Origin of the sequence: Microbacterium panaciterrae, from assembly GCF_039541635.1 — a bacterium.
In the GTDB taxonomy this organism is placed as follows: Bacteria; Actinomycetota; Actinomycetes; order Actinomycetales; family Microbacteriaceae; genus Microbacterium; species Microbacterium panaciterrae.
The window spans coordinates 135,394-157,460 of record NZ_BAABGP010000005.1 but is presented as its reverse complement, the minus strand read 5'-3'; the positions used below and the strand labels follow the sequence as shown (position 1 = coordinate 157,460).

Genomic DNA, 22,067 nt, shown 5'->3' with positions numbered 1-22,067 from the left:
ACGTTCCCTTTCGTGGCTTCGCACTCAGGCGCCGAGCTGGGCGATACGACCGGCGTACCGGTGCTGCCAGCCGGTGTTCGTGTCAGCCGAGATGATGACGTCGTAGTAGCCGTCCTGCGTCGGCCAGGAGACCTTCTCGGTCTCGCCGGGCCGCACCCAGATCTTCTGCGCCTTGCCGGCGTGGTCGTTCGGGACGAGGTTGTAGTGCACGCTCTGGCGGCCGTCATTGTGCAGCGTGATGTTGACGGACGGCTTCTTGCCCGTGATGAGGTCGACGTCGATGCGCGGCACGCCGCTGTTGTCCTGTCCGGCCGGCAGCACGGTGCCCGCGTGCGAACGGACGAAGCCGTCCGGTCCGTACACCGAGAACGCGTAGCGACCGTCCTGCGCGGCGGCATCCCAGGAATGGTCGGCGGGGTTCGTCGCCGAAACCGTATGCGGGGTGTTCGCGAACGGCAGGTACTTGTCCGGGAAGGCCTGCAGGCTCACGGCTTTGCCCTTCGGGCCGCCGACAAGACTCAGCTTCGCGGTCACGACACCCGTGCTGCGATCCTCCACGAACGTGCCGTGCGGATGGTAGGACAGCGGGCGATGCTTCAGCGTCACACCCTCCCAGCGATCGGCCGGAGGCACCTGGGTCGCGATCGTGCCGCCTCCCCGGGCGATCTGCACCAGCGCGTCCGTGTCGGGCAGTGAGGGCGTGTCGACGACAGGGTGAGCGAAGTCCATCGCACTGGTCAGGTCGCCGCTGATCGCGCGGCGCCAGTCCGTGATGGTGGTCGACACGGCGGGCGTCCCGAGCGCGGCCGTCCAGGTCTCCAGGAACCGGACGAGCGAAGTGTGATCGAAAGTCTCCGTGCTGACCCAGCCGCCGCGGGTCCAGGGCGAGACGAGGATCGTGGGGACGCGGGCGCCGAAGCCGATCGGGGTCGGTCCGACGTATTCGCCGGGCGTGCCCGGCTCCGCGAACGGGGGCAGCACGTGGTCGAAGTATCCGTCGTTCTCGTCGAACGTCATGATCAGCAGGGTGCTGTTCCAGATCTCGGGGTTGCTCTGCAGCGTCTGGATCACGCGGTTGCTGTAGTGCGCGCCGTGCTCGGGGTTGGCCGAGGGGTGCTCGGACCAGGCGTAGGGTGCGACGACCCACGAGACCTGCGGCAGGGGGAACTCCGCACCCGGCTTGCATGCGGCGATGAAATCCTTCAGCACGCCGTTCAGGTTCTCGTCGCTGTCGTTGTTCGGTGCCCCCGTCGGCCCGTAGGCGCCCGATCCCGCACGCCACACCAGGCCGGTGCCGGGCTTGTTCTTCTCCGCGTCGTTGCGGTTCGCGATGTCCTGCGGGCTGGAGCCGGTGGTCGTGAAGGTGTTGAACCCGCGGATCGGGTTGTCGGTGTAGTCGCCGACCCAGCCATCCCCGTTGTTCGAGTTGTCGACGTAGACACGCCACGAGACTCCTGCCTCCTGCAGCGCCTCCGGGTAGGTCTGCCAGGCCCGGTTGCCGTCGGACTCGTTCCCGTTGCTCGTGGCTCCGCCCGAGGTGCCGGTCCACGCATACAGCCGGTTGGGGGTTGTGGGGCCCATCACCGAGCAGTGCCAGTTGTCGCAGATCGTGTAGGCGCTCGCGAGCGAGTACTGCCACGGGATCTCCTCGCCGGACAGGTAGTGCATGGTGTTGGCGCCCTTGGCGCCGATCCAGTTGTCGTAGCGTCCGCCGGCCCAGGCCGAGGTGCCTCCGGAGTAGGAGTGGTCGAGGCCGGTCGTGCTGCCTGCGACCGTGGTCACCCGACTGGGCTTCACGAACGACGATCCCTGCGGCTGCGAGAACACATCGGTGCCGTTCTGGAAGCGCAGCGCCTGCTTGTCTTCAAAGCCGCGCACACCCGGCAGCGCGCCGTAGTAGTGATCGAACGACCGGTTCTCCTGCATGAGGATCACGACCCGCTTGATGTCGGTGATGTCCCCCTTGAAGCCCTTCGGCAGCGCATAGGTGTGAGACGGCCCGGCCGCGGCCGACCCGGCTGCGGAGGCGGGAGAGGCGGAGGAGGTCGCTCCGATCCGGCACCGACCACGGCGGCGCCACCCAGCAGGCCCAACGCGCGGAGCATCCCGCGGCGGCTCAGGCCGCTGCGCAGCACCTCGTCGGGGACGGTCCGGGGACGCTCGTAGGGGTCCGGGGTGAACGGGGTGGGCTCGCTGGACATCGGAGTGCTCCTCGGAGACGGGACACCCCGGAGCGGGTGCCTCGACAAGGACAGCAAGCCGAATCGAACGATCGGTGAACGCTCGGGGACCCACCGATGTCCTCGGCCCGTCGCAGCCCGGATCCGTCCGCCGAGCGTGCACATTGGGCTCTTTCCGCCGTGCTCCCCCTCGCCCGGCGCCGGGGAGCCGACCCTCAGAGCGCAGCGCGGACGGTCTGTCCGGCCTCGATCTCGAAGGCGATGACGCCGGCCCGATACCGGTCGACGCCGAGTTCGACGAGGCGACCTTCCCCGGTCGTCGTCGCGCGCCCGACCTGAAGCAGCGGGCTGGAGCGCCGGATCCCCAGCATCTCGGCGTCCTCAGTCGTCGCGGAGACCGCCTCGATCCGGTGGTTCGTCGACGCGACGCGGATCCCGGCCTCGGCCAGCACGGCCGTCGTCGATCGCACGTCGTCCGGTACTCCGACGATCACGTCGTCCACCCACGGCGCCCACGTCGAGCGCTCGATCATGACCGGGCGGGAGTCCAGTGTGCGCACCCGCACGAACCGCAGCAGCGGATCCCCGAGCCGGATCCGGAAGTGCTGCGCCTCGCGCGGATCGGCCGGGCTCACCATGCGCGACGTGATCATGCCGCCGGGCTTGCGTCCCCCTTCGGTCGCCCATTCTGTGAACGACTGCACCCGCGCGAACCCCTGGGTCTGGTTCGGATCCTGCACGACCCAGCCGCCGCGCGGGCGTGAGGCGACCAGCGACAGCCGGGCGAGCCGCGCCAATGCGCCGCGGATCACGCTGCGGGTCGTCCCGTACGCCGCACTCAGTGCGGCCTCGCTCGGCAGACGCATGCCGGCGGGGAACTCGCCGTCGGCGATGCGGCGTCGCAGATCCGCGGAGATCTGTCCGGTGCGCGAGCCCTCGGGCCTCGGATCCGACACCGTCGTCACCGTCCGGTGCACGGAGGTGTCGTTGCCCGGGACATGCGACCATTCTTCCGCACCCGAATGACTGATCTCGTTCCGTCCCCGACACTCTCGCGCGAGGGTCCCGATCCCGCTCAGGTCGCAGAAATGGTCGGATTCCGGGCGCTGACCCGACCATTTCTGCGACCTGAACGGGGAGGCTCAGGCCTCGGGGCGGTTGGCGCGCAGCACCTCGAGGCGCGCGCGGTACTCGGTCTCGTCGATGTCACCCTTCGCGAACCGGTCGGCGAGGATCTGCTCCGCGCTGCGGCTCTGCGCGGAGGCCGCCCAGGGGCCGTGCATGCCGAGGCCGCCCGGGGCGCCCGGAGCTCCGGCGGCACCGTGCCAGGGCGCGGATCCCCACGGTCCGTAGCCCCAACGGCGACGGCGCATCACCAGGGCGACGATGAGACCCACGACGAGGATGAAGATCAGCGGGCCGATGATGAAGACGGGCCAGAACGGGTGGAACCCCATCCGGCCGGGGTGCGCGGCGACGGCCGCGACGGTTGCGAGCATGATGCCCTTCCTGAGGTCGGATCGGCCGCATCTCGACCGATGCCTCCAGCCTCGCGATCCGGGCCCTCCGGCGAATCCGGCCCAGGGAGTGATTCCGCCTGCTCCCGCCGGAGTACGCCCCGCCATCCACCGCGTCGTCCCCGTCAGCGCACCCTATGGCGCGCGCTGACGGGGACGACGCGAGAGAGGAAGGGCGCTATTGCCAGCCGGGGGCGACGAGGCCGGTCTCGTAGGCGATCACGACGAGGTGCACCCGATCCCGCGCGTGCAGCTTCGACATGATCCGCGACACGTGCGTCTTCGCGGTGAGCGGGCTGAGGAAGAGCCGTTCCGCGATCTCGTCGTTGGTCAGCCCCAGCCCGACCAGGCGCAGCACCTCGCGCTCCCGCTCGGTGATCCCCTCGAGCATCGCCACATCCGGGGCCTCGCGCAGGCCGACCGCGAGGCGTGCGAGCAGTCGCTTGGTCACACCCGGGGAGAGCAGCGCCTCCCCCTCGGCGACCACGCGCACCGCCCGCACGAGGTCGGCGGGCTCGGTGTCCTTCACGAGGAACCCGGCCGCCCCGGCCTGCACCGCCCGCACGACGTAGTCGTCCAGCTCGAACGTCGTCACGATCACCACGTGCACGCCCGCGAGCGCGGGATCCGCGGCGATCTGCTCGGTGGCCCACAGCCCGTCGCCCTCCGGCATGCGGATGTCCATGAGCACGACGTCCACCGGCGTCGCGCGGATCCGCTCCAGCAGCTCGCGCCCGCCGGACGCCTCCGCGACGACGTCGATGCCCTCCTCCGCGTCCAGCAGCGCGCGGAAGCCCGCACGCACGAGCAGCTGGTCGTCCGCCAGCGCGACCCGGATCATGACGCCCTCCCCCACGGCAGCGCGGCCACGATCCGCGCCCCGCCGCCCGAGGCGTCGCCGATCTCGATGCGCCCTCCCAGCAGCGCCGCACGCTCGCGCATGCCCAGCACGCCGCCGTGGCCCGAGGATCCGGGATCGACGCCGCCGAAGCCCCTGCCGTCGTCGGCGATGGTCACGACGAGCCGCGGATCCGGATCCTCCTGCCGCTCGAGCACGATGTGCACGTGCGCGGCCTGCGCGTGCCGCACCGCGTTCGTCAGCGCCTCCTGCACGATCCGGTATGCGGCGAACTGCGCGGCCCGACTGGGCGCGTGGTCTCCGAGCCGGTCGTCGAGCGCGATGTCGAGCCCCGGCGCGGTGAGACCGGCGATGAGCCGGGGAAGCTCCGCGAGCTCGGCCTGCGGCACGAGCGGCGCCTCGCCGTCGCGCAGCACCCCGAGCACCCCGCGCACCTCCTCGAGGGCGAGCTTCGAGGTGCTCTTCACGTTCTCGAGGGCCGTGCGCGCCTGCTCGGGATCGCGGTCGAACAGGTGCAGTCCGACGCTGGCCTGGACGTTCATCTGCGACAGGGCATGCCCGAGCACGTCGTGCAGTTCGCGGGCGATGCGCACGCGCTCCTGCTCCTCGGCGCTCTGCCGACGGCGCGCGAGGTCGGCGCGCACCGCAGCCATGCGTGCACCGCGGGTGCGCACGAACATGCCGAGCGCGAAGCTCGCGGCGAGCGCGACGGTCGCCGCGACGATGATCCCCGGATGCCAGATCCGACCGATGCCCACGCCGATCAGGATCGCCGCCGTCCACCCGATCGCGACCGAGACCGCCGCCCACACCGTGGCGCCCCGGGCGACGGCGAGCGCGATCGCGAAGGCCAGCGCGACGTAGGGCGGACCGTAGACGGGCGTGATCAGCACGTCGAGCGCCGCCAGAGCGGAAACGACCGCGACGGTGGGGCCGGGGAACCGGCGTGCGGCCAGCAGCGCCAGCGGCCCGGCGACGGCGAGCACCAGATGCAGCGCCATCCGCCAGTGCAGGCCGTGCGACGCGATGTGCGCGGCGATCCAGAACGTCGCCGGCACCTGCACGAGCAGGCTCAGCACGACCGGTGCGATCAGCAGCACCTGTCGCGGCGGACCCACCCGAATGCGTCCGGTGTCAGGCCCGAACGCGGCGACGAGCGGCTGATCCGGCATTCTTCGATGCTATCCGCGCGCAGATCGACGCGGATCCGCCCGCCGGGTGCCTCCGATGTACTCCTCAGGGAGTACGAGTCGGCTGCTCAGTTCTCCCAGGAGCGCGAGCGCTTGGTTGCGCCGCCGGGCTCGCGCATCATGTACGCCAGCGCCAGGCTGATGAGCAGCAGGCCGGCGATGAAGGCGGGCCCCTGCCAGGCGGGCAGCCCGGGGGCGATGCCCAGCATGATGATTCCGCCGAGGAAGAGAATCACGAACACGATGTAGTGAAGGATCACCGGGCAACCTCCTGTTGAGCCTCTCGAGTCTATCGCGCCGGGCAGGATCGCCGGGACCCGCGAGGATCCGTGCAGTGCGGCATCATGTCGGTCCCGCGGCTACGCTCCCCGGCATGAGCATCTCCTACCCGAAGGTCCCCGGTCTGGTGCAGAGCCCGGGCTTCAGCCACGTCGCCGTGATCCCGCCCGGATCCACGATGATCCACGTGGGCGGCCAGAACGGCGTCGATGCGACCGGCGCCGTCATCTCGGACGACGTGGCCGCGCAGTCCGCCCGAGCGATCGAGAACGCCGAGGCGGCCCTCGCCGCCGCCGGCGCGACGCTCGCCGACGTCGTCGGCTGGACCGTGCTGATCCACCAGGACGCCGATCTGCGCGCCGCCTACGGCGCGGTCGGCCCGAAACTCGCCCGCGCCGGCGCCCCGCCCCTGGTCACCGCGGCCCGTGTCGCCGGCCTCGGCGTGCCGGGCGCGCTGATCGAGATCGCCGCCATCGCCGCACTCACCCCCTGACCCGCACCGGGGCCCAGCGAAACGACGTTTCGTCTCGCTGCTCCTTCGTCGCTGCTCGCTCAACGACCCCGAGGAGGGGGACCGACCGGAGCGCAGCGATCGGTCTCTCGGGCGCGCAGGCATCGGGACCGGCGGGGCTCGCGCAGCGAGCCGGGACCGCGCGCCCGAGAGACCGATCGCGGAGCGGCCCCACACAAGCCCCGGAGCGGCCCCCACACAAGCCCCGGAGGCCGGGCGTGACGGATGTCATGACGGATCCGTGACATCGTTCATCGTGCGCTGGACCCCCGACGGCGCAGACTGGACGACATGGACGAGACACAGACGGCACAGCCCGTCACCACGGCCCGGGCCGGCAGCACGCCGCCCTCGGCGATCGCGGCGACGGGCCTGACCAAGCGCTTCCGCGGCTTCACCGCCGTCGACGGCGTGGACATCGAGGTCGCGCAGGGCGAGGTGGTGGCCTTCCTCGGCCCGAACGGCGCCGGCAAGACCACCACGATCGACATGCTGCTGGGCCTGTCCGAGCCCGACGGCGGCGAGGTCACGCTGTTCGGCCTCACCCCGCGCCAGGCGATCAGCCGCGGTCTCGTGTCGGCCGTCATGCAGACCGGGGGCCTGCTCAGCGATGTCACGGTCCGCGACACCATGAAGCTCACCGCCTCGCTGTTCGCGCACACCACGAGCATCGATGCCGCGCTCGAGCGGGCCGGCATCGCCGACATCGCCGACCGCAAGGTGCAGAAGTGCTCCGGCGGCCAGCAGCAGCGGCTGCGGTTCGCGATGGCGCTGGTGTCGGATCCGGGGCTCATCGTCCTCGACGAGCCGACCACCGGCATGGACGTCGAGGGCCGGCACTCGTTCTGGCAGGCGATCCACGCCGACGCGCAGCGCGGCCGCACGGTGCTCTTCGCGACGCACTACCTCGAGGAGGCCGACCAGTACGCCGACCGGATCGTGCTGATCCGCAAGGGCCGGATCGTCGCCGACGGCACCACTGCCGAGATCAAGGCGATGGCCTCCGGCCGCACGATCGAGGCCGAATGGGAGGACGCATCGGGATCCGCGCAGTCCGAGATCGCCGCGCTCGACGGCGTCGACTCCGTCGAGGTGCGCGGCCCGCGCATCATCATCCGCGCGAACGACTCCGACGCGGTCGCGCGCCACCTGCTCACCCGCACGTCCGCGCGGGACGTGATCATCACGAGCCAGAATCTGGAACAGGCGTTCCTGCGCCTCACCGGCGACGACGAACCTGGCGACGACACGGAAGGCGAATGATCATGAGCACCGTCACCGAACGTCTGGACCGGATCGATCCGGCCTCCCGGCGCGTGCCGCCGATGGGCGGCTTCAGCCTCACCTTCCTGAGCGTCGAGCTGAAGCGCCTGTTCCGCAACTCCAGCGTCGTCGTGTTCACGCTGATCTTCCCGATCGCGATGCTCATCATGATCGGCCTGCCGAACAAGCACACCGCGATCACGAGCGTCCCGGTCAGCCAGGGCGGCATGTCGGCCGCCGTGCCGATCATGATCTCGATGGCCGTGTACGGCGCCATGGTCGCGAGCACCATGACGGGCGTCTCGGTCGCCGCCGAGCGCGCCCAGGGCTGGAGCCGCCAGCTGCGCCTGACCCCGCTGAACCCGGTCGTCTACATCCTGGTCAAGGTCGTTTGCGGCATGGTGCTCGGGGCGATCGCCGTGATCGTCACGCTCATCGTGGGTGCCGCGCTCGGCATCACCGCCCCGCTCGGCAACCTGATCCCGGCGGGCCTGCTCGCCTGGCTGAGCTCGCTCATGCTGACCAGCCTCGGCCTCGCCGTCGGTTACGCCTTCCCCGCGCAGAACGCGATGCGCTATCTCGGCCCGATCCTGCCGATCCTGAGCTTCATGGGCGGCCTGTTCATCCCGCTCGCGATCATGCCGGAGGCGGTGCAGACGGCGGCGAAGTTCACGCCGCTGTGGGGCATCGCGAACCTGTCCCAGTCCGCCGTCATCGGCGTCGCGCCCGACGGCTGGTCGGTGCCGAACCTCATCGTGTGGTTCCTCATCTTCACCGGCCTGGCGGTGTTCATGTTCCGCCGCGACACCAAGCGCGTCTGACGTGACGGGCGGCACCCGCGAAGAGCAGGGCGTGACGGCTTCGGCCGCCCGCCCTGCTCGTCGCGGGTTCACGTTCGGTATCCAGGAGGGCGGGTTCCGCGACGCCCCCTCACTGGAGGGACTGCGCTGGTGGGCACGACTCCGGCTGAGCCTGACCTCGCCCGGCGCCAAGCGCTGGTACCCCGGCGCCCTGCTCAGCCAGGCGTTCGCGATCGGCTTCGTGATGGTGCCGATCCTGCTGCAGACGCCGACACCGGCGGCCTGGCTCTGGGCCGGAGGGATCCTCGTCTACGGGGCGCTGTTCACCGTGTCCTTCCCGGTCTCGGTCGCCCTGCCGCGCGGCTGGCAGTGGACGCCGCCCGCGGCCCTGCTCCTGCTCTCGGTGCCGTTCCTGGCCGTGCTGGGCCCGGATCTCACCGGGCTGTGGGTGTACGTGGCCGTCTCGGCCGCGCTCTGCCTCGGCGGCGGCGGACGGGCGATGATCGTGATCCTCGCCCTCGCGATCGCCGCGTTCGCCGTCAGCGCGTGGATGTCGCTGATGGAGCCCAGCAGCACGCCGCCGTGGGCGATGCCGCTCATCATCATGTCGATCGGCACGCTGATGGCCGCGTTCACCCGCAACCTGCAGACCCTGCAGCAGCTGCGGCACACCAGGGACGAGCTCGCCGCCGTCGCCGTGGAGGAGGAGCGCAACCGCGTCGCCCGCGACATGCACGACATCCTCGGCCACTCGCTGTCCGCGATCGCGCTCAAGGCGGATCTCGCTGCGAAGCTGGCCGATCGCGATCCGCAGGCCGCGGCCGCCGAGATCCGCGAGGTGCAGACCCTCGCCCGCGCGACCCTCAGCGACATGCGGGCCGTCGTGTCGGGCTACCGCCAGGTGCGCATCGCGAGCGAGCTGGCCTCCCTGCGCACGCTCCTGCCGGCCGCCGGGATCACCCCGCATCTGCCGATGACGACCGATGAGGTGCCGGAGCGCAACCGGGAGCTGTTCGGCTGGGCGCTGCGCGAGGCCGCGACCAACGTGATCCGGCACGCGAACGCGACCGAGTGCTGGGTGTCGCTCGCCGCCGACCGGATCACGATCGAGGACGACGGCACGGGGCCCGCCGCTCGTGGGCCCGACACCGACGGCCGGCCGGGCACCGGCCTGCACGGCCTCGCCGAGCGCGCGGCCGACGCCGGCGGCGCGCTGCGGATCGGCCGCTCGCGCCGCGGCGGGTTCCTGCTGGAGGTCACCGCATGATGAGGGGAGAGCCGTGATCCGGATCCTGCTCGCCGACGACCAGGCGCTCGTGCGCGGGGCGCTCGCCACCCTGCTCGGGCTCGAGGACGACCTCGACGTGATCGCGCAGGTGGGCCGCGGCGATGAGGTGCTCGCCGCCGTCGCTCAGCATCTGCCCGACATCGCCCTGCTCGACGTCGAGATGCCGGGCGTCGACGGCCTCAGCGCCGCCGCGCAGGTGCGCGCCGCCCATCCGGGTGTGAAGGTCGTGATCGTGACGACGTTCGGCCGCGCCGGCTACCTGTCCCGGGCGCTGGCCGCCGGCGTCTCCGGGTATGTCGTCAAGGACACCCCCGCGTCCGAGCTGGCCGACGTGGTCCGCCGCGTGATGCGCGGAGAGACGGTCATCGACGCGGCCCTCGCCACGGATGCGCTGACAGCCGGCGTCTCCCCGCTCACGCCGCGCGAGGCCGAGGTGCTGTCTGCGGCGCGCGGCGGCGGGACGATCGCCGATGTGGCGCGGATCCTGCATCTGTCCGAGGGCACGACGAGGAACCATCTGTCCTCGGCGATGCAGAAGCTCGAGGCGCGCACGCGGGCCGACGCCGCGCGCATCGCAGAGGACCGCGGCTGGCTGCTCTGACTTCCTTCCCGGCCCGATAGCCCCGATCCCCTACACTCAGCACTATGTCCGGAGGCTCCCCCGCACCGTCGCGCCCGAAACGGCCTCCGCGCGCCGTGATCCTCCGACGCAGGATCACGATGGGCCTCGTGGCCGTGCTCGCGATCGCCTTCATCGCCGTGGTCACCACGACCGCCCTGCATGCGCTGTCCGGCTCGGCCAAGCCGGAGGCGTCGGCCCCGCTCCGCACGACCACCCCGACACCCACCCAGACACCACTGACCCCCGCGCAGCAGCTGCTGCGGACGGCCGCCGACCCGGCTACCGCGTGCGCGGTGTCGTTCCAGGGCGACGGGATCACTGATGCCCCGATGCTGCAGACCGAGGGCGTCCTGTTCTCCGGCCTGCCGATCCCGGAGCGTCCCGGATCCGTGTTCGCAGGCTGGTACCCGACTCCCGAGACCGCGCAGACACAGGTGCAGACCGACCGGGTGAACGGCTCCCAGCTGGCGACCTGCACCGACCATCAGCGCACGCTGCACGCGGCGTGGACGACCCCGGAGCAGAACGCGGCGACGGCCGCGAAGATCCCGATCCTGATGTATCACCAGTTCACGACCAAGCCCGACGGCGAGCACAGCTGGCTGCGCAACAACTACGTGTACATCGAGGCCTTCAAGGCGCAGATGGACTACGTCGCGGCGCAGAAGTTCTACCTGCCGACGTGGAGAGAGCTGAACTCCTTCATCGACGGCAAGTTGTTCCTGCCGCAGCATTCGCTGATAATCACGGACGACGATGCGGATCCGACGTGGCTGCAGCTCGCCGTCCCCGTCGTCACGGAGCGCAAGCTGCTGACCACGTCGTTCGTGATCACCTCGACGCGCCAGGAGGGCTCCCCGTCGCCGTACGTGCTGCAGCGCTCGCACACCGACGACATGCACCGCGCCGGCGCCAACGGCAAGGGCAGGATGGTGAATCTCAGCGCCGACGAGGTCGCCGCCGACCTGGAGAAGTCGGCGCAGATCCTCGGCGTGAAAGAGGTCATCGCCTATCCGTACGGGCACTACAACGCCACCGCCGAAGAAGGCGTGACGAAGGCCGGGTTCCTGCTGGCCCGCACAATCGACTACGGCTACGTGAAGATCGGCACGCCCAAGCTCGAGCTGCCGGTGATCCGGATCAACTACGGCGACACGGTCAACGGGCTGAAGAACAACATCGGCTGAGCGATCCCGCGCCTGTCGATCCCTGAGCCTTGTAGCCCGTCGAAGGGCCCGGTCCCTGAGCCTGTCGAAGGGCCCGGCGGGCTCACTCCGCGCCGGCGGCCTCGGTCTCGAGGCGCACGCGCACCTCGGCCTTGCGCGCGACGCGCACGGAACGGCGCGGTGCGTACACCACGAGCGAGTGGAACACGAAGCGCACGAAGAACGCGACGACGAGCGCGATCGCGGCCGCGAGGATGCTGGAGATGTGCCAGGTCTCGACCATGAGCGCAAGGATCGGGATCCGCAGCGCCGCCTCGACGTTGTTGAACGTGAACGACTGCGCGAACCGCACCCCGATCGTGGAGGCGTCCTCGCTCATGTCGTTGAAGACGTAGCGCTCCTGCAGGATGAAGTTGCCGATGATCGTCACCTCGGCGGCGATGATCGCGGCCCAGATGTACTCCATGCCGAAGTGGGTGAGCGCCCACATGATGACGAGGTTGGCGAGAGCGCCGACGGCGCCGATGATCGCGAACAGCGACATCTTGCCGAACCGCAGTCGCGCCAGGTGCTTCAGGAACGCCAGGCCCTGACGGAACGAGGCCTTGGACTCGCCGTGCAGGCGCTCGCCGAACTGCATCGGGACCTCGGCGACGCGCACGTCGGAGCGCACCAGGATCTCGAGCAGGATCTTGAAGCCGTTGGGGCGCAGCGCCGCCGGGTCGACCTTGCGCCGGTCGACGAGGAAGTATCCGGTCATCGGATCCGACGCGCCGGCGAGGCGGATCGGGAACATGGCCTTGGTGAGCGTCGTGGCGCTGCGGGAGACGCCGATGCGCACCGCGCCGGCAAGACCCCCGCTGTCGCCCCCGCCGATGTAGCGGGACGCGATCACCACGTCGGTGTCGCCGTCCTCATAGCGCTCGATCATCTCGGGCAGCAGCTCCGGCGGGTGCTGCAGGTCGCCGTCCATCACGATGCAGATGTCGTAGGCCGCCGCGCGGATCCCCTCGACCACGGCACCGCCGAGGCCACCCTCGGGCTTGTCGCGGTGCAGCACGCGCACGGGAACCGGCGCGTCGACGGCGATCGCGCGGATCACGTGCGGGGTGTCGTCGGTGCTGTCGTCGACGAAGAGGATCTCGATGTCGCGCCCGGCCAGGGCGTCGGAGACCCGGGAGACGAGTTCGGCGATGTTGTCGCGTTCGTTGAACGTCGGCACGATCACGGTCGCGCCGGAGACCCTGGCGCCCGGGACCTCGGCCGAAGACATGCCGTTCATGCCCCTCCTCCGCTCGTCACTGGGACATCGTCCCATGAGCATCGATGGAAAACCTTCGGCTTTCCTGTCAGCTGAGCATGACCCGGCAATGCGAACGCCAGGTGAATCCCCTCGCCGCCGCTCCGGATCCCGGCCCGGAAATCCGCCGTATTCTGGAAACATGACCACCCCCGCCTCTGACACCATCACCATGTTCGGCGCCGAGTGGTGCGGCGACTGCCGTCGCACCAAGAAGCAGCTCGACGAGCTCGGCATCGAATACACCTACGTCGACCTGGTCGCGGATCCCGCAGCGGCCGACGTCGCGAAGGAGATCTCGGGGCGCATGAACATCCCCGTGGTGGTCTACCCCGACTCCTCGCACCACGTCGAGCCGTCGAACGCCGACGTCGAGGCCAAGCTCCGCGAGCTCTCCCTGATCTGACCCCGATCTGACCCGCGCCCGCCCGATCCCGCCCCGCGCGCAGCGCAGGGGCCGGGATCTCGGGCGCGCAGGCATCGGGTCTGGCGGGAGCGAACGCTCCCGAGATCCCGGCCCCGGAGCAGACCCTGCCACGGATCAAGACCGGCGCCCGCCCCGCCGCCACTACACTGACGCGCATGAGCATCGCCGCTCGGCCAGAACGAGCCAGCACGCGTCTTCCCGCCCGCACGATCGCCCGGTACGCCGTCGGCTCGCTCGGCACGGGGGGCTTCTCGACGTTGCCCGGCCTGGTCCTGGCGTACTTCCTCACCGACAACCTGGGCGTGGCCGCGATCCTGGCGGGCGCCATCGTGACGCTCGCGAAGATCTGGGATGTCATCATCGATCCGGTGATCGGCGCCTGGTCCGATCGCAGCCTCATCCGCACGGGCAGCCGCAAGCGCTTCATGCTGATCGGCGGCTTCACGCTGCCGGTGTTCTTCGCGCTCACGTTCGCGGTGCCGCCGGCGTTCGGTCCGGTCGCCGGCGTGATCTGCGTGCTGATCGCCTTCCTCACGACGGCGACCTCGTTCAGCCTGTTCCAGGTGCCGTACATCGCGTTGCCCGCCGAGCTGACTCCGCGCTACGACGAGCGCACCCGGCTGCTGAGCTGGCGCGTGATCGTGCTCACGGTGACGATCCTGCTGTTCGGCGGCGGCGGGCCGGAGCTGCGCCGGATCACCGGGGATCCGGTCACCGGATACCTCCTGATGGGCATCGTCGCGGGCGTCGTGATCGGGGTCGGCATGCTGATCGCCGCGCGCACCGCCGACGACGCCGTCGTCGCGCCCGCGGCCGTGGCGCACGTCGGGATCCGCGCGCAGTACGCCGCCGGCTTCGCCGCCGTACGCCGCTCGCTGCCGTTCCGGGCGCTGCTGGGGACCTATCTGCTGCAGGCCCTCGCCACGGGCACGATGCTGGCCGGCGCGCAATATGTGGCGACCTGGGTGATGCACTCCGAGAGCGCCGTCACGCTGCTCTTCATCGCGCTGGTCGCCCCCGCGGTGATCGCGACGCCGGGATGGGAGCGGCTGTCTCGGCGGATCGGGAAGGAGCGCGCGCTGCGCATCGCCTCGGTGCTGTACCTGCTCGCGGCGGCGTCGCTGCTGCTGGCGCTGTGGTCTCCCGGATCCTGGATCTACGTCTCGGTCGCGTTCGCGGGCGTCGCGTACGCGGGGATGCAGACGCTGCCGATGGCGATGCTGCCGGATGTGATCTCGCACGACGAGCGCCAGACCGGGCCGGGGCAGGCCGGCACCTTCACCGGCATGTGGACGGCGGCGGAGACGGTCGGCTTCGCGCTCGGCACGACCGTCGTCGCCGTGGTGCTGGCGCTCACCGGGTACGTGTCGCGTACGGCGGCCGACGCCTCCTCGGTCGTGCAGCCGGGCAGCGCCGTCGCCGGGATCGTGGTGATCTTCAGCGTTCTGCCCGCCGTGCTGATGCTGCTCAGCCTGTTCGCGCTGAACCGGTATCGCCTGCGCCGCATCGACATCGACGGCCCCGATCTCTGAGACTCGGTCCCACGTCGAGCGCGTAATGTGAGAGTCACCGCGCCGAAGGAGATGCCGATGCCTGAAACCCTCGCCGAAGACGTCCGCGAGCCGCTCGACGAAGCCATCTCCGCACTGCGGAAGGGATCCGCCTCATGGTCTGCGCTGACCGTCGGGCAGCGCGTCACGCTGCTGCGCGGCGTGCGCCGCACGGTCGCGGCGAGCGCACGGGAGTGGGCGCGCACCGCCGTCCGCTCGAAGCAGCTGCCGGACGGCCACGCCCTCCGCGGCGAGGAGTGGCTGAGCGGACCGTACGCGACCCTTGGCGCGCTGGACGCCTACATCGAGACGCTGGACCGGATCGCGAACGGCCGCAACCCCCTGGACGACGTGCGCATCGATCGCACCACGAGCGGACAGACCAGGGTGCACACGTTCCCCCTGCTCGGAATCGACAAGCTGCTGCTCTCCGGCTTCACCGGCGAGGTGTGGCTCACGCCGGGCGTCACTCCCGGTGACGCCAGGGCCCGGGCCGGCCTCGCGCAGCGCTCCACGGCGGAGGACGACGGCGGGATCGGCCTCGTGCTCGGCGCCGGGAACATCACCTCGATCCCGGTGCTCGACGTGCTGTACGAGCTGCTCGCGCACGACCGGGTCGTGCTGCTCAAGGTCAATCCGACGCAGGACGCCCTGGTGCCCGTGTTCGAGCGCGCGCTCGCGCCGCTCATCGCCCCCGGGTTCCTGCGCATCGTCCGCGGCGGGCCGGAGGTGGGCGCGTACCTGACGGCGCACCACGGGTTCGCGCATGTGCACATCACCGGATCCGCGGCGACGTTCGACGCGATCGTGTGGGGTCCGTCGACGGGACCGGGATCCGCCCAGACGAAGCGCCGCAAGCGCGAGAACCGCCCGCGACTGAAGACGCCGATCACCGCGGAGCTCGGCGGCGTCTCGCCCATCATCGTGGTGCCCGGCGAGTGGACCGCGGCGGATCTGCGCTTCCAGGCCGAGCACGTGGCCACGATGCGCCTGCAGAACGCCGGGCACAACTGCATCGCAGGTCAGGTCGTGATCCTCTCGGACGACTGGGCGCAGAAGGACCAGTTCCTCATCGAGCTGCGCCGTGCGTACGCGCTCGCCCCGGAGCGCCCGATCTGGTATCCGCATTCAGCGGAGCGGATGGCGCAGGCAGCGGAGACCTATCCCGACGCGCTCGTGCTCGCGGATCGCCTGCTCGTCGAGATCGGCGTGGGCGACGACCCCACGGCGCTGGAGAACACCGAGTACTTCGCGCCGGTGCTCGGCGTCGTGCAGCTCGGCGGCACCGGGCAGGAGTTCCTCGACGCCGCCGTCGCGCACGCGAACGAGAAGCTGCAGGGCACGCTCGGCGCAAACCTGCTGATCGACCCGACCACCGAGACGATGCTCGGAGGGGGCTTCGAGCGCGCGATCACCGCGCTGCGCTACGGATCCATCGCCATCAACGCCTGGACCGCCGTCGGCTTCATCACCCCGACCGTGACCTGGGGCGCGTACCCGGGCAACACGATCGCCGAGGTCGGCAGCGGGATCGGCGTCGTGCACAACGCGCTGCTGCTCGCCGACGTGGAGCGCTCCGTGATGCGCGGGCCGTTCCGCCCGTTCCCGCGCTCGGCGTCGATCGTGCGCGACGGCGGTCGATTCACGATCCTGCCGAAGCCGCCGTGGTTCGCCTCCTCGCGCACCGCGGCCGAGGTCAGTGAGGGCCTGACCCGCTATCGCGTTCGCGGCGGCGTGCTCGCACTCATGCGCACGCTCGTGCAGGCGATGCGGGCGTAGCTACGGCGTCGCCACCGAGAAGGTGTCGCACTGGCCCAGGCCGTTCTTGTAGCCGCTCGCGAACCACGCCTGGCGCTGTGCGCTGGATCCGTGCGTCCAGCTCTCCGGGTTCGTGTACCCGCCGGAGGCCTGCTGGATGTGGTCGTCGCCCACGGCAGCGGCCGCGTCGAGCGCGTCCTTGATCTGCGCCTCGGTCGGCTTGGTCATGTACGCGTTGCCGTTCTTGTCCTTCTGCGTCGCCATGTCGGCGATGAAGGCGCCCGCATAGCAGTCGGCCTGCACCTCGGTGCGCACGCCGTTGCTCGTGGGGCCGGTGCCGTTGTTCGGATACTTGGCCATCGTGCCGATGAGGTTCTGGATGTGGTGGCCGTATTCGTGCGCGACGACGTACACCTGGGCGAGGTCGCCCGCTTCGGCGCCGAACTGCTGGTGCAGCAGGGCGAAGAAGGTGGGGTCGATGTAGACCGTCTGATCCGACGGGCAGTAGAACGGACCGACGTCGTTCGACGCCGTGCCGCACGGGGTCGAAGTGGCGACGTCGACGCTGACCTGCTCGGGCTTGACGTAGCCCTTCACATGCGCGGTCCAGTACTTGTTGAGCACCAGGGAGGTGGCGGCGACCCGGCAGTCGACGCTGTTGTTGGCGTCGGTGCCGGTGTTGCAGTTCTGCACGGTGCCCTCGCCGGATCCGGTGCTCTGCGGCTGGCTCTGCGATCCGGGATCCGTGCCGCCACCCAGGAAGCCGGTCAGGTCGACGCCCGTGAACGCACTGATCAGCATCACCACGACCGCGCCGAGGCCGACCACGCCACCACCGGCGATCGCCGCGGTGCGTCCGCCGCGACCGCGCCGCTGCACGTTGTTGTCCGAGACGTCGGCATCCGGGTTGAAGGTCATGAGCACAGTTTTCCACGATCCGCACGTCAGCGGCGAGGAATAGGCTCGGACCGGGCGCGCGTCGCGCGGCCGAAAGGAGCCGGAATGACCACCACGGTGACGCTGACCGGCGCGGGCGGACAGATCGGCTACGCGCTGCTGTTCCGGATCGCGGCCGGCGACATGCTCGGCCCCGAGGAGAGGGTGCGGCTGCGGCTGCTGGAGATCCCCGCCGGGATCGGCGCGGCTGAGGGCGCAGCGCTCGAACTGCAGGACGGGGCCTTCGACCTGCTCGAGCACGTGGAGGTGACCGACGATCCCGCCGTGGGCTTCGACGGCGCCGACCACGCGCTGCTCGTCGGCGCCCGGCCTCGCGGCCCGGGCATGGAGCGCGGCGACCTGCTCGCCGCCAACGGGTCGATCTTCGGCCCGCAGGGATCCGCGATCGCCGCACACGCTGCGCCGGGAGTGCGGGTGACTGTGGTCGGGAACCCCGCAAACACGAACGCGCTCATCGCTGCGGCGTCTGCCGACGGCGTGCCCGCCGAGCGGTTCAGCGCGCTGACCCGGCTCGACGAGAACCGCGCCAGGGGCCAGCTCGCGGCGGCGCTCGGCGCGCCCGTCGCCGATATCGCCGGCGTCACGATCTGGGGCAACCACTCGGCCACACAGTTCCCCGACGTCGCGCATGCCACCGTCGCCGGGCGCCCGGTTCTGGATGCGCTCGCCGAGCAGACCAGGGACGTGCATGCCTGGCTCGATGCCACGTTCATCCCGCGGGTCGCGAAGCGGGGCGCCGAGATCATCCAGGTGCGCGGATCCTCGTCCGTCGCGTCCGCCGCCTCGGCGACGATCGATCACGTGCGGGACTGGGCGCTCGGAACCCGAGAGCGCCGCACCAGCGCCGCCGTCGTGTCGCACGGCGAGTACGGCGTGCCGGAGGGCCTGATCAACTCGTTCCCGGTGCGCGCGGTCGATGGCGAGTGGCACATCGTGGAGGGTCTGGATCCCGACGGCTGGGCCCAGGAGCGCATCGAACGCTCGATCGCCGAGCTCGTCGAGGAGCGCGACGCCGTCCGCGCACTCGGCCTGATCTGACCGCGTCCCGGCGCGGGCCCCGCAGCACTCGGTTGCCCGTTCCTCCCGTGGCCCCACCCGCGCTGCAGTTTCCTGAATGCGCTGCGGTCTCCTGGTCACGCTGTGGTTTCCTGCGGTCGCGCTGCTCTTTCCTGAAGTCGCTGCGTAGGTTGACGCAGCGCCTTCAGGAATCGACAGCGCGAACGGATTCCGCGACGCGCGGCGCACAGCGCCCACGCCACGGCGCGCGGGCTCAGATCGTCGCGACGTCGATCACGAAGCGGAACCGCACGTCCGAGGCGAGCACGCGGTCGTAGGCGTCGTTGATGCCGTCGGCGCCGATGACCTCGATCTCGGCGGCGATGCCGTGCGCGGCGCAGAAGTCGAGCATCTCCTGGGTCTCGGCGATGCCGCCGATCGCGGATCCGGCCAGCGACCGGCGGCCGCCGATGAGCAGTCCCGCCCGGTACGAAAGGGGCTCGGGCGGGGCTCCGACGCTCACCAGCGTGCCGTTCGTGTCGAGCGTGCCGAGGTACGCGTCGAGCGGCAGCGGCGCGCTCACCGTGTTCAGGATCAGGTCGAACGCGCGCTTGTTCTCCGCGAAGGTCGCCGGATCCGACGTCGCGAGATAGCGGTCGGCGCCGAGGCGGAGGCCGTCGTCCTTCTTCCGCAGCGACTGCGAGAGCACCGTGACCTCGGCGCCGAGCGCGTGCGCGATCTGCACCGCCATGTGGCCGAGTCCGCCGAGGCCGACCACGGCGACGCGCGATCCGGGTCCGACGTTCCAGTGCCGCAGCGGCGAGAAGGTGGTGATCCCGGCGCACAGCAGCGGAGCCGCGCGATCCAGCGGGATGGCGTCGGGGATCCGCACGACGAAGTCCTCGGTGACCACGACCTGGCGCGAGTACCCGCCCTGGGTGACCGTGCCGTCGCGATCGATCGCACCGTACGTGCCGACGGATCCGCCCGTGCAGTACTGCTCCTCGCCGCGCAGGCAGGCGTCGCACTCGCGGCAGGAGTTCACGAGGCAGCCCACGCCGACCCGGTCGCCGACGGCGTGGCGGGTGACATCGGATCCGACGGCCGAGACGATCCCCGCGATCTCGTGACCGGGCGCCAGCGGGTAGCGCTGCGCGCCCCAGTCGCCGCGCACGGTGTGGATGTCGGAGTGGCAGATGCCCGCGAATGCGATGTCGATCACGACGTCGAGCGGGCCGGGCTCGCGGCGCTCGATCGTGGTGGATTCGAGGGCAGCGCCCTCACTCGGTGCGGCATAGGCGGCGACGACGGGCATGGCTGCGCTCCTCGAAGGATCTGGGGTGTTCTGCGAGCGTATCGCGCGGACGGAAAGGATCGGTCGGATCCGCCCCGATCCGCGGATCCGGGCGCGCGGGCCCGTGTCACAGCCGGACAGGGCAGAATGGTGCTGGCGAGAGGAGGCGACAACATGGATGCGACGACGCACGACCACGCAGACGCGACGGCGGATGCGACGCTCGATGCCGCGCTGACCAGCCCTCTGCACCTTCCGCACGCCGCCGCGGAGTGCCCGAAGTGCTTCACCGAATTGCAGCGCAATCGCGACTGGTGGTCGGCGAAGCCGGACGGATCCCGTCTGGTGGGCCTCGTCGTCGCGCGCGAGGGCATGCCGTCGGTCGTGCAGCAGCGCGACGATCTGACCCGGTTCGGCGTGCCGATCGAGGGCTTCCGGCACCCGGCGCCGGACATCCTGGAGAGCTGGACGGATCGCATCGCGCGCCTCATCGACACCCTGCACGCGGGTGATGTGCTCGTGGTCGCGAACGTGCACGCGCTCGGTCGCGACATCGACGAAGAGGCCCGCACGGTCGCGACACTGCGCCGCCTCGGGGTGATGGTGAAGGTGCTCAGCCACGACGCCCGCCACCTCGCCGACGCCGGGCGCTGACGCCGACCGCTGAGGCCCTCCGGATCCAGACGATTCCCAGGTGCGAAGGCATTTTCAGCGTGCCTGGATGCTTGTCCGTTTCGGATCTTTGTTCTCTACTGGGGTATGGCCATCCACACCGATCCCTATGCCGCTCGCAGCGACGAGATCGTGGATCGGCGCCGCCAGATCGACCGCGCGATCGCGGCACTGGAGGCGGAGAAGGCCGAACTGTGCGGCCAGCATGTGGAGCTGCTGCTCGCCGAGATCCGCCCGGGCGCCGACGGGTATGAGGCGGCGGAGCGGTCGATGTTCGCAGAGGTGTCGGCCGAGCTGCACATCACCCGGGCCGCGTCCGCCCGCGCACTCGGGACCGGATGGTCACTGCGGGATCGGTTCCCGGCGACCCTCGCCGCCCTGCGCGCGGGGAGATCTCGGCACGGCACGTCGCGGTGATCGTCGCCGCGGCCGCGCCTCTCGGCATCTCTGATCACGACGCGCATCGCCGGTTCGAAGAGCAAGTGCTCCCCTATGCCGCCGCCGAGACGGCGCCGCGCACCGAGGCCTACGCGAAGTCCGTGGCTGCCGCCATCGCCCCCGAGTCGGTGACCGAGCGGAGCCGGCGCGCGCACGACGAACGACGCGCGTTCGTCACCGACCACGAGGACGGGCAGTCCGTGTTCGGCGTGCTCCTGCCCTCGCCGCTCGCACACGCAGCCTTCGAGCGGTTCACCGCAATGGCCCGCCGCATCCGCGAGATCGCCGCCGCGACCGACTGCGGGGGCTTCGACGGTCCGCGCGCGCCGCAGCCGGGCCGGGCGCCGACCGAGGAGGAGCTCGAGCCCCTCACCGGGTTCGGATCCATGCTCGACGACCTGGGCGAGCCGCTCAGCGACGACCGCACGCTCGACCAGATCCGCGCCGACATCGTCACCGACCTGCTGCTCACCGGCATCGCCGACACGCTCTCCGAGCTCGGCGACATCCGCGGCAGCGCGCAGGTCACGATCGCCGCGACCACGCTGACCGGCGCCGACGACCGGCCCGCTGAATACGACGGTCACGGCCCCATCGATCCCGACGTCGCCCGGCAACTCGCCGCCGAGGCGGCGGACGGGGATCGCCTGTTCCTCGATCCGCGCGGCATGCTCGTCCAGACTGACTCCTACGCCCCGACCGAGCGGATGCGCCGGTTCCTCCGCGCTCGCGACCGGCATTGCCGCTTCCCCGGCTGCCGGATACCGGCCCGCAACTGCCAGATCGACCACAATCACGACCGTGCCAAGGGCGGCAAGACCGAGATCTGCAACCTCTGCTGCTTCTGCGTCGGCCACCACGCCCTGAAGCATCCCGACCTCAACGACCACTGGAGATGGACGGACCGTCAAGGGCCGGGCGGCGTCATCACCTGGATCAGCCCCACCGGCCGCGTCTACACCGACGCCCCGCCGCCCCGCGTGCAGTTCGCCTGAGAGCG

Annotated in this window: 23 protein-coding genes; 13 read left to right on the top strand and 10 right to left on the bottom strand. The window is 70.7% G+C overall.

The window, feature by feature from the left end; translation table 11 throughout:
* Window positions 1-24 precede the first annotated feature (24 nt).
* From ABD882_RS04300 to ABD882_RS04275, 7 genes are all read right to left on the bottom strand, one after another.
* Window positions 25-1,935, bottom strand: a complete 1,911-nt coding sequence (locus tag ABD882_RS04300) for an alkaline phosphatase family protein (protein ID WP_345184703.1) — start codon at window positions 1,933-1,935, stop codon at window positions 25-27.
* The gene (locus ABD882_RS19070) at window positions 1,932-2,201 is read right to left on the bottom strand and encodes a twin-arginine translocation signal domain-containing protein (RefSeq protein ID WP_425563324.1); all 270 of its coding nucleotides are present in this window, start codon (window positions 2,199-2,201) and stop codon (window positions 1,932-1,934) included. Before ABD882_RS19070 ends, ABD882_RS04300 begins: the two co-directional genes overlap by 4 nt.
* Window positions 2,202-2,395: 194 nt before the next feature.
* Window positions 2,396-3,136: a GntR family transcriptional regulator gene (locus ABD882_RS04295; protein ID WP_345184701.1), complete on the bottom strand. Its 741-nt coding sequence runs from the start codon at window positions 3,134-3,136 to the stop codon at window positions 2,396-2,398.
* A gap of 186 nt (window positions 3,137-3,322) precedes the next feature.
* On the bottom strand, window positions 3,323-3,679 hold the full coding sequence (locus tag ABD882_RS04290) for an SHOCT domain-containing protein (RefSeq protein ID WP_345184699.1): 357 nt from the start codon (window positions 3,677-3,679) through the stop codon (window positions 3,323-3,325).
* A gap of 196 nt (window positions 3,680-3,875) precedes the next feature.
* Window positions 3,876-4,538, bottom strand: coding sequence for a response regulator (locus ABD882_RS04285; RefSeq protein ID WP_345184697.1), 663 nt, complete (start codon window positions 4,536-4,538; stop codon window positions 3,876-3,878).
* A complete protein-coding gene (locus tag ABD882_RS04280; protein WP_345184695.1) occupies window positions 4,535-5,728 on the bottom strand; it encodes a sensor histidine kinase in 1,194 nt (397 codons plus the stop codon). The genes ABD882_RS04285 and ABD882_RS04280 overlap by 4 nt, the downstream gene beginning before the upstream one ends.
* 86 nt (window positions 5,729-5,814) lie before the next feature.
* Window positions 5,815-6,006, bottom strand: coding sequence for a hypothetical protein (locus ABD882_RS04275; RefSeq protein WP_345184693.1), 192 nt, complete (start codon window positions 6,004-6,006; stop codon window positions 5,815-5,817).
* Window positions 6,007-6,119: 113 nt separating this feature from the next.
* On the opposite strand from ABD882_RS04275, the gene ABD882_RS04270 reads away from it, so the two are divergent.
* From ABD882_RS04270 to ABD882_RS04245, 6 genes are all read left to right on the top strand, one after another.
* On the top strand, window positions 6,120-6,518 hold the full coding sequence (locus ABD882_RS04270; protein ID WP_345184691.1) for a Rid family hydrolase: 399 nt from the start codon (window positions 6,120-6,122) through the stop codon (window positions 6,516-6,518).
* 309 nt (window positions 6,519-6,827) lie between these two features.
* The gene (locus ABD882_RS04265; RefSeq protein ID WP_345184689.1) at window positions 6,828-7,799 is read left to right on the top strand and encodes an ABC transporter ATP-binding protein; all 972 of its coding nucleotides are present in this window, start codon (window positions 6,828-6,830) and stop codon (window positions 7,797-7,799) included.
* 2 nt (window positions 7,800-7,801) lie between these two features.
* On the top strand, window positions 7,802-8,620 hold the full coding sequence (locus ABD882_RS04260) for an ABC transporter permease (protein ID WP_345184687.1): 819 nt from the start codon (window positions 7,802-7,804) through the stop codon (window positions 8,618-8,620).
* Between the two features lie 31 nt (window positions 8,621-8,651).
* A complete protein-coding gene (locus ABD882_RS04255) occupies window positions 8,652-9,866 on the top strand; it encodes a sensor histidine kinase (RefSeq protein WP_345184685.1) in 1,215 nt (404 codons plus the stop codon).
* A gap of 13 nt (window positions 9,867-9,879) precedes the next feature.
* A complete protein-coding gene (locus tag ABD882_RS04250) occupies window positions 9,880-10,488 on the top strand; it encodes a response regulator transcription factor (protein WP_345184683.1) in 609 nt (202 codons plus the stop codon).
* A gap of 44 nt (window positions 10,489-10,532) precedes the next feature.
* A complete protein-coding gene (locus tag ABD882_RS04245) occupies window positions 10,533-11,696 on the top strand; it encodes a polysaccharide deacetylase family protein (RefSeq protein WP_345184681.1) in 1,164 nt (387 codons plus the stop codon).
* An 82-nt stretch (window positions 11,697-11,778) separates the two neighbouring features.
* Here ABD882_RS04245 and ABD882_RS04240 read toward each other — a convergent pair whose 3' ends face one another.
* Window positions 11,779-12,957 (bottom strand): glycosyltransferase, encoded by a 1,179-nt coding sequence (locus ABD882_RS04240; RefSeq protein ID WP_425563323.1) that lies wholly within the window; start codon window positions 12,955-12,957, stop codon window positions 11,779-11,781.
* 160 nt (window positions 12,958-13,117) lie between these two features.
* Here ABD882_RS04240 and ABD882_RS04235 point away from each other — a divergent pair, with 160 nt between their 5' ends.
* From ABD882_RS04235 to ABD882_RS04225, 3 genes are all read left to right on the top strand, one after another.
* Window positions 13,118-13,381, top strand: a complete 264-nt coding sequence (locus tag ABD882_RS04235) for a glutaredoxin domain-containing protein (RefSeq protein ID WP_345184680.1) — start codon at window positions 13,118-13,120, stop codon at window positions 13,379-13,381.
* A 176-nt stretch (window positions 13,382-13,557) separates the two neighbouring features.
* On the top strand, window positions 13,558-14,934 hold the full coding sequence (locus tag ABD882_RS04230) for an MFS transporter (protein WP_345184678.1): 1,377 nt from the start codon (window positions 13,558-13,560) through the stop codon (window positions 14,932-14,934).
* A 51-nt stretch (window positions 14,935-14,985) separates the two neighbouring features.
* A complete protein-coding gene (locus ABD882_RS04225; RefSeq protein ID WP_425563322.1) occupies window positions 14,986-16,731 on the top strand; it encodes an aldehyde dehydrogenase family protein in 1,746 nt (581 codons plus the stop codon).
* Here ABD882_RS04225 and ypfJ read toward each other — a convergent pair whose 3' ends face one another.
* The gene (gene ypfJ / locus ABD882_RS04220; RefSeq protein ID WP_345184675.1) at window positions 16,732-17,628 is read right to left on the bottom strand and encodes a KPN_02809 family neutral zinc metallopeptidase; all 897 of its coding nucleotides are present in this window, start codon (window positions 17,626-17,628) and stop codon (window positions 16,732-16,734) included. It lies immediately after the preceding gene.
* Between the two features lie 84 nt (window positions 17,629-17,712).
* On the opposite strand from ypfJ, the gene ABD882_RS04215 reads away from it, so the two are divergent.
* Entirely contained in the window at window positions 17,713-18,705 is a 993-nt protein-coding gene (locus ABD882_RS04215) for a malate dehydrogenase (protein ID WP_345184673.1), read from the top strand.
* Window positions 18,706-18,937: 232 nt separating this feature from the next.
* On the opposite strand, the gene ABD882_RS04210 is transcribed toward ABD882_RS04215, so the two are convergent.
* Window positions 18,938-19,978, bottom strand: coding sequence for an NAD(P)-dependent alcohol dehydrogenase (locus ABD882_RS04210; RefSeq protein WP_345184672.1), 1,041 nt, complete (start codon window positions 19,976-19,978; stop codon window positions 18,938-18,940).
* Window positions 19,979-20,131: 153 nt separating this feature from the next.
* Here ABD882_RS04210 and ABD882_RS04205 point away from each other — a divergent pair, with 153 nt between their 5' ends.
* The 3 genes from ABD882_RS04205 to ABD882_RS04195 all read left to right on the top strand — a co-directional run bounded on the left by ABD882_RS04205 (window position 20,132) and on the right by ABD882_RS04195 (window position 22,062).
* Window positions 20,132-20,611 (top strand): recombinase family protein, encoded by a 480-nt coding sequence (locus ABD882_RS04205; RefSeq protein ID WP_345184670.1) that lies wholly within the window; start codon window positions 20,132-20,134, stop codon window positions 20,609-20,611.
* A gap of 105 nt (window positions 20,612-20,716) precedes the next feature.
* On the top strand, window positions 20,717-21,046 hold the full coding sequence (locus ABD882_RS04200) for a hypothetical protein (RefSeq protein ID WP_345184668.1): 330 nt from the start codon (window positions 20,717-20,719) through the stop codon (window positions 21,044-21,046).
* Entirely contained in the window at window positions 21,043-22,062 is a 1,020-nt protein-coding gene (locus ABD882_RS04195) for an HNH endonuclease signature motif containing protein (protein ID WP_345184666.1), read from the top strand. The genes ABD882_RS04200 and ABD882_RS04195 overlap by 4 nt, the downstream gene beginning before the upstream one ends.
* Window positions 22,063-22,067 lie beyond the last annotated feature (5 nt).